The organism is Heminiphilus faecis (assembly GCF_008728965.1).
In the GTDB taxonomy this organism is placed as follows: Bacteria; Bacteroidota; Bacteroidia; order Bacteroidales; family Muribaculaceae; genus Muribaculum; species Muribaculum faecis.
This window is the reverse complement of sequence record NZ_VSMC01000045.1, coordinates 1-7,012: the sequence shown is the minus strand read 5'-3', so window position 1 is coordinate 7,012 and position 7,012 is coordinate 1. Positions and strand designations below refer to the sequence as shown.

Here is a 7,012-nt window from a genome sequence, read left to right as displayed (position 1 = left end):
ATAGAGAATTAAAAGGGTAAAATAAAATTGACCCCTAACACCAGGACTTTAAAGGGTCAATCATATTATGGCCAAGGTGGGTAAATTCTGTTTGGCCAAAAGGGTCAAAGTAGAGTGGCTTTTCCACTCGCTTCTGAATAAACTCAGCGAGATATTCGGCACAGCGTTTCCAGCGCAGGTATGTACCATCGCAGATGTCGCCACGGTCGAATCTCTCCTTGTGTTGTTCGTTGACATAGTTGAACACTGCACACAGCATCTTCGGCCCCTCGGCATTACCGAGAAAGTGCTGCTTGATGATGAGAGGATTGATTGCCTCTTCATCTTTCACAAGCGAGGCATGAATCTCGCTTATGCGGACACGGATTGAGTCCAAATACTTGTTGAGCTCAATATCTCTCTTGGACTTTCCAAAGGAAAGTCCTTTGGCGGCGTTCCAGTTGTCAGGGTCGACACTACGGTTGATGTTGAACTCAGCTCGCTGGCCGGAAACGGTTATGCGAGCAAAAATCGGAGTTTCCCCGGATTTTTTCTGCTGAGCCTTTCGTATCATAAAGGTCAGCGTGTAATAATTCGCTTGATACATAAGAGTCTTTTTTGACATAAAGTTAATAATCTCATGTCGTGCTCTTATGGTGCAGAAATTTGAATATCAGCGAAATATGATCTTTTCGGGTGTAAGAATCGAGACCAGCAAAAAGATTTCCTCAGAATTTACACCTGCATTTGAGCGCAGATACTGACTCGTTTTAGTGGGGTCTGAAATTCTTTACCCGTAGTTTTCAATGATTTACCTATAAATGGAGTGGTGCCCGAACCCATTTATGGAAAATCGGCGAAAATTGGGGTGTATTCGGGGTAGTCGTGTGTCTGTAACTATGCGTCAGTCAGAAGATTGGCAAGTCTTCGGGTGTAAATTTTGAATTTTCAAAATCTATTCCCGATTCTTACACCGCAGAGTGCTCAGATATGCCGATTTTTGCGGTTTGTGCAAAAATAAAAACCGTTGAAAATGTCTGATTTTCAACGGTTTTCCACTTTCTGTGGTCTTTAATAGTGACCCCGGAGAGATTTATCTCGGCAGGGGTTAAGTTCTTTGTCTATCAATGCTTTATAATTCTTGAAAATCATGGATGTTCCCTTTTTGCACACCCGGAAATTTCAATGTTCTTCGTATATCTACAACACAAAGATAGCTATAATAGTCTGACCAACAGCAATCATTGATGTTAAAAATTCCTTTCAATATCCGTTATTGAACGTTATTGAATGTCTTTTATATGCACCCAGTGTCCGGTCTTGGGATGACCGAGCCATGCAATATTCCATTCTTTCAAACGCCTCTTTATCGTGCTTTCGGAACATTCGGCAATAGCGGCCAGCTCTGCACGACTGATTCTATTATTATTCTTTATTGCACCGACAACAGCATCTTTTTGAGGGTCATTTTGAGAGCCATTTTGAGGGTCAACCTGCACTATTTGAGGGTCATTTTGAATGCTGTCACGGTGTTCATAATATAGAGCTTTGCCTTTCACGGTCAAGCCGTATCTTTGATTTGGAACATTGGGCTTATCTTGATTTTCAAGTGTCAGCAGACCATGCTCTATTGCGGGTTTGATATAATTTCTAATAAAGGAACTTTTTGAAGATAAGCCTATTACCTCGCACAAAGTATTGGCTGAAAACCAGTCTTCACCGATAGTTTGAATAAGAATCATGATTGATTTATGTATCGGCTCATTATTCAGTAATTTTGAACTGTGTCCTGCTGTATCTTCGCTATGTCTTACTGTGTCCTTTTGTATCCAGCCAAATGTCTTATGTAATCTAAATCAATTGCCATAAATTCAGTGGTATTACAGATGCAACGGTACAAAATTTTATTGAAATTCAGGTTATTTTATATCGTTGCTCTTTTACTCGTTTGTCGAAATATTCATATGGCGCAACGGCATGACGGTTTTCGGGCTATGCCGTCGGCGGCGTTTTGGAGCGAGTCCGGCACTGCCGCAGACCGCATCGCCACGGATTAGAGCGGGCTAAACACCGAGTGACGGATCGCCAGCGCAGGTTGCGCCACGAGTGTCGCTACACCTGCCCCGTCGTCTCCGTCACCCCGTGTTCCTTACGCCCGCTCCAGCATTGTCTTTTTACAGGTTGCGCCACATCCGCTGATTACGGCAACACACGTCACGGGTTACCGTAATCAGAATCATTACACACTCTTTTTCTTACGGACTAACATTCCGTTATGCCGGTTATCCTGTGTCACCATAAAGGCACTCGCGGCTCTATGTTTCTCCCCGGCAATCGCATATATCACAGCACGGAGTATATTCGCTCGGTATGGATAACGTGCCGGGACGGGCTATTCTATTGCCGACAACTGAAAAATCTCCAGACCTCGCTCCCTGCTGTCGCTCAGCTTGTATTTTTCAGCCGCCGGCGAACAGCCCTTTGCTCCCGTCACGCTGTGGTGTTATCGAGCGAACATACTTCATACTGCGAAATAGACGCATTGAGGTTAAAAAAAAATATCGCCTTATGACACAGGATAACCGACATAATAGAAAATCGAGCTTCACACCTTCACCAGCTCATACCGCATTAAGACGGACTGCAAGGGTGATGGCTGTTATCATCGGAGCGGTGGTCGGGCTGGTGCTTATGGTGATACTCAAACCGATATGCAGAGGTGTCGGGTGGGTTATCTCCCTAATCTCCGCAGTGGTGATAATCTTTTGGCTGATAACAAATTTCTAAACATTTACGACTATGGCACAGAACTCAATGAAAGGAACTATGGCGTTCCAAGACACAATCAGAACTTATCTTGACAATATGGCAAAGAGTGACGTATTGTTCGCCGTCAAGTATGCCAATCCCTCAAAGTCAATGGATGACTGCGTTACATATATCCTTAACCAAGTGCAGAAAAGCGGTTGCAACGGGTTCGAGGACGATGAAATCTTCGGAATGGCAGTCCATTTTTGGGAAGAAAACGAGATAGAGGTTGGCAAACCAATCAACTGCCAAGTGGTGGTCAACCACACGGTAGAACTCACTGAGGAGGAAAAGGAGCAGGCACGGCAGGACGCCATCGCAAAACTCCGTGACGAGGAAGCGTCCAAGATGCGCAGACCCTCGCAATCCAAGAAGGCGACAGAGAACAGACCCCAAGTTGAACAACGCAGTCTATTTGACTTCTAATACATTACAGCTATGAAACCCAAGACAATAATACAGAAAGAGGTCGCACGACTTTCAGCAACCCTGCGACCAATATCCCCCAAGCAGACCGAGTGGGCATACACCAACTGCGTTGAACATATCGCATACCGAGCCAAAAGCGGTATGCTTACCTGCCCCGACTGCGGACACTCATGGAAAAGCGGCGACGGCACGCTGTGTGACACCCTTGAAGGTTGCATCTGCCCTCACTGCGGAGCGGAACTGAAAGTGCAGGACTCACGCAGACGCACTCAGAAGGGTGTACGGTATTTCTGCATACTCACCACCTGCCGGGGGTATCAGGTAATCAGGGTGGCGCAGGCTCACTATTCAAGCAAAAAGGGAGAGCCGATGAAATTTTACTGCACCGAGGTGGTACAGCGTTGGATTTCACCCGACGGCAAAGTGACCGACATGGCATTGCTCCGCACATTTCCCTCCTACTACTGCGACCAGTGGTCGTTATACAGCGACATGGAGGTGCGCCCCTATAACAGCCTTTATGATGATGTCTGCAAGTGGAGCGAAGTCTATCCGCTGATACGCACAATCCCACAGCTCAGACGCAATGGGTTCAAGGGCGATTTCTACGGCATCTCACCCGTGCTGCTTTTCAAGAGAGTGCTTTCCGATACACGGATTGAAACGCTTTTGAAGTCCGGAGAGATTGAGGATATGAAATACTTTATCCTCAACACACACAACGCCGAGATGCTCTGGGCATCATATCTCATCGCCAGACGCCACCACTACAAAATCAACAACCTTAAACTGTGGTGTGACTATCTGCAAATGCTGAACAATCTGGGGCACGACATACGCAACCCGAAGAACATCTGCCCCGCAGATTTCATAGACGCACACGACAGGGCGATGCGCAGGATAGAAGCCAAGCGAATGAAGGAGCGCACTGAGAATGAACGCCGATGGGAAGCTGAAAGGCGTGACCGTGAACAGCGTAAACTGCTGGAGGAGAAACAGCGTGAGGACGATTTCAAGGCTATGAAGTCCAAATTCTTCGGGTTGGTAATCTCCGACAACGAGATAACGGTCAAGGTTCTTGAAAGCATCGAGGAATACTATGAGGAAGGCAAAGCGCAGAATATATGCGTGTTCGGAGCTGGTTACTACACAAAAGCAGAGTCTCTTGTGCTGTCCGCAAGGATTGGTGACAGAATCATAGAAACCGTGGAGGTTGATTTGCAGACCCTCAGAGTGGTGCAATGCCACGGCAAGGGAAATCTCAACACCCCATACCACGACCGCATTGTGGATTTGGTAAACTCCAATGCCCAGCTAATCAAAGCACGAATGACTGCCTAAATGTATAATCCGACCTGCGTCAGCAATGGCGCAGGTCACAATACCCACCCATTATGAACGTGACATTTGAACACCCGACTATCATCTTTGATGAAAAGATAGCCGAAATCATCATAGAATTTGTGAACCATATACTCTATGCCGACAGCGAGAAAACGCTACGGCAGATAGTAGCCGACTTTGCCGACAAGTACGACCTTGACCGATACTTCGTATATGGCTTTGGCAACCATCATCTGTGGCTTAAACAAAAGAAGATAACCGCCCCCGATATGACATTTGAATATCGGATACTTATTGTAGAATACTAAACAGCAACACTATGGCAACGAGAATGACCGCAAACGGAGTAAGCACAACCACTACTCCCAGCACAGAACAATACGAAGTGTTTTACACCGGCTACCGCTCACGGCGAAAGAAACACTACCAATATGATTACCGCCACACCGATGGAGAGTTATATTCCTGTGTGGCAGACACTCTCAGCGAGTGCAGACGACGCCGTGACGAGTGGCTTAACAAGAAGAAATAACATTAGCCAAGTCGTAATATAGAAAAGGCTGGCGACCTCGCGATGAAGTTGCCAGCCCTGATTTTGCCAAAAATTTCGGCCGCCAAAAGGCGGCGATTGGGGATCTTTTTCTGTAATATCTCAAGATTTTCAACATATACTTGAATCAGGGAGAGAAATCACCAGATATGAAATGCGCAGACAGTAATTTTGAGCAGTATAACCTTTATCAATCACTATCACAATAGAAAGTTGATTCATATGTGTTTTTGTAGTATCTTTGCATACTATTATGGAACAAAAAAACAAGACATTCAATATATATTGCGATGAAAGCACCCATTTACCAAATGATGGGTGTCCTTATATGATATACGGGTATGTAAGTGTAGCCTCTAATCAAATAAAAATGATTAGAGAGCAATTAAAGGCTATCAAAACAAAATATGCCTTTAATGGCGAATGGAAGTGGACTGGGATACACGACAAGACATATCAAATGTATCGAGAACTGGTAGAATATTTTTTCTCGGTATCCGGCCTGAATTTTCGGGCGGTAGTCGTTGACAAGTCACATATAGACGAAAGTCGGGCGGAATATACATACAATGATTTTTATTTCAGAATGTATTTCCAATTATTGCATCATAAAACAGATATGGCTGCGCTACATAATATCTATTTTGATATTAAGGATACCTGTAGCCAAATGAAACTGCACAAGTTAAAGGACATACTTAAATATAATGCTTCGATAGGCAATTTTCAATTTATCCGTTCTCATGAGAGTGTTTTCCTTCAACTGGCAGATGTCTTAATGGGGGCAATAAATTACAAGTTGCGGATTAAAACCGGAAACATTGAAGGGAAAGTTGTCGCAAAGCGTAGAATTATTGAGTACATTGAAAGCCATTCATACGTATCATTAACTTGTACCTCTCCGCTCTCTGCACAGAAGGTGAATTTATTTTATATTTCTCTTAAACATTAAGCGATGCCTTTTAATAAATTGAAAAAATATCCCGATTTGTTAGACATTGCGTTTATGTCTGACAGAGATCGGAACAATTCCTTGAGAGGGATTTTTGACAGGGATATAACGGATAATCCAAATTTTATCTTCAGAGGCAAGCGGATTTATCCGTTAAAAAGTGATGGGGTACTGGATATGGACAGAGAATTTACTCATCTTACCACGGAAGAAATTGAAATTGAGGAGGATGGAAAGAGAGTTAAACATCGAGTATTTGACATTCATCGTTCGCAACGCTTACATTGGATAAGACCTCACATAGAAGAAAAAATTGACGATAGTGTCATTATTTTTAGTGCAACAGAACGCGACAAGAAAGCTCGTAAAGATGTAATCAAAACATATATTTATAACAAGACCCATAAATATGTTATAGTCCTTGAGTCTCAGCATGGTGATTCAAAAGGCTATTTCTTGCTTACAGCGTATTATCTTAATCGAGAATATGGGGAGAAGGCGATATTAAAGAAATATCGTAAGAGATTGCCTCAAATACTATAGTATAAAATACAATCTTTATTTACCCCACCATAAAACACAAGGCTCAGATTTATGCCTTGATAAACCGAGCCTCGAAACTCCTTCTGTTTACAGATGAGCGATGCAAAGGTACAAATAAAAATTTATATACCCAAGCATTATATAATATATAACGTAAAAAAACTTATTTTGTTGTGTCGGGCACAGCGGCTATCACTTATGATTGTACAAGCATAAGTATTCTGTCAGCCTCCGTTGGTGCAGTTGCTTGTGGAATTTACCTTTGTAGCGGCAGTGGGAGGTGGAAAAGCCACTCTACTTTGACCCTTTTGGCCAAACAGAATTTACCCACCTTGGCCATAATATGATTGACCCTTTAAAGTCCTGGTGTTAGGGGTCAATTTTATTTTACCCTTTTAATTCTCTAT

At 43.5% G+C, this 7,012-nt stretch carries 8 protein-coding genes; 6 read left to right on the top strand and 2 right to left on the bottom strand.

Annotation, left to right across the window (positions count from 1 at the left end):
- Positions 1–34 precede the first annotated feature (34 nt).
- Both FW767_RS12560 and FW767_RS12555 read right to left on the bottom strand, forming a co-directional pair.
- Positions 35–553 carry an Arm DNA-binding domain-containing protein gene (locus FW767_RS12560; protein WP_205523919.1) on the bottom strand — a complete coding sequence of 173 codons (519 nt, stop codon included), beginning with the start codon at positions 551–553 and terminating at the stop codon, positions 35–37.
- A 709-nt stretch (positions 554–1,262) separates the two neighbouring features.
- Positions 1,263–1,721, bottom strand: coding sequence for a Fic family protein (locus FW767_RS12555; protein ID WP_135957700.1), 459 nt, complete (start codon positions 1,719–1,721; stop codon positions 1,263–1,265).
- A gap of 1,072 nt (positions 1,722–2,793) precedes the next feature.
- Here FW767_RS12555 and FW767_RS12550 point away from each other — a divergent pair.
- The 6 genes from FW767_RS12550 to FW767_RS12525 all read left to right on the top strand — a co-directional run bounded on the left by FW767_RS12550 (position 2,794) and on the right by FW767_RS12525 (position 6,605).
- Complete coding sequence (locus FW767_RS12550) at positions 2,794–3,213, top strand: PcfK-like family protein (protein ID WP_150980693.1); 420 nt, start codon at positions 2,794–2,796, stop codon at positions 3,211–3,213.
- Positions 3,214–3,225: 12 nt separating this feature from the next.
- Positions 3,226–4,557, top strand: a complete 1,332-nt coding sequence (locus FW767_RS12545) for a PcfJ domain-containing protein (RefSeq protein ID WP_135957632.1) — start codon at positions 3,226–3,228, stop codon at positions 4,555–4,557.
- 53 nt (positions 4,558–4,610) lie between these two features.
- Positions 4,611–4,868, top strand: coding sequence for a hypothetical protein (locus FW767_RS12540; RefSeq protein ID WP_123612908.1), 258 nt, complete (start codon positions 4,611–4,613; stop codon positions 4,866–4,868).
- Between the two features lie 11 nt (positions 4,869–4,879).
- Complete coding sequence (locus FW767_RS12535; protein ID WP_123612909.1) at positions 4,880–5,092, top strand: DUF3873 domain-containing protein; 213 nt, start codon at positions 4,880–4,882, stop codon at positions 5,090–5,092.
- Between the two features lie 271 nt (positions 5,093–5,363).
- A complete protein-coding gene (locus tag FW767_RS12530; protein ID WP_123612910.1) occupies positions 5,364–6,062 on the top strand; it encodes a DUF3800 domain-containing protein in 699 nt (232 codons plus the stop codon).
- 3 nt (positions 6,063–6,065) lie between these two features.
- On the top strand, positions 6,066–6,605 hold the full coding sequence (locus FW767_RS12525; RefSeq protein ID WP_123612911.1) for a hypothetical protein: 540 nt from the start codon (positions 6,066–6,068) through the stop codon (positions 6,603–6,605).
- Positions 6,606–7,012 lie beyond the last annotated feature (407 nt).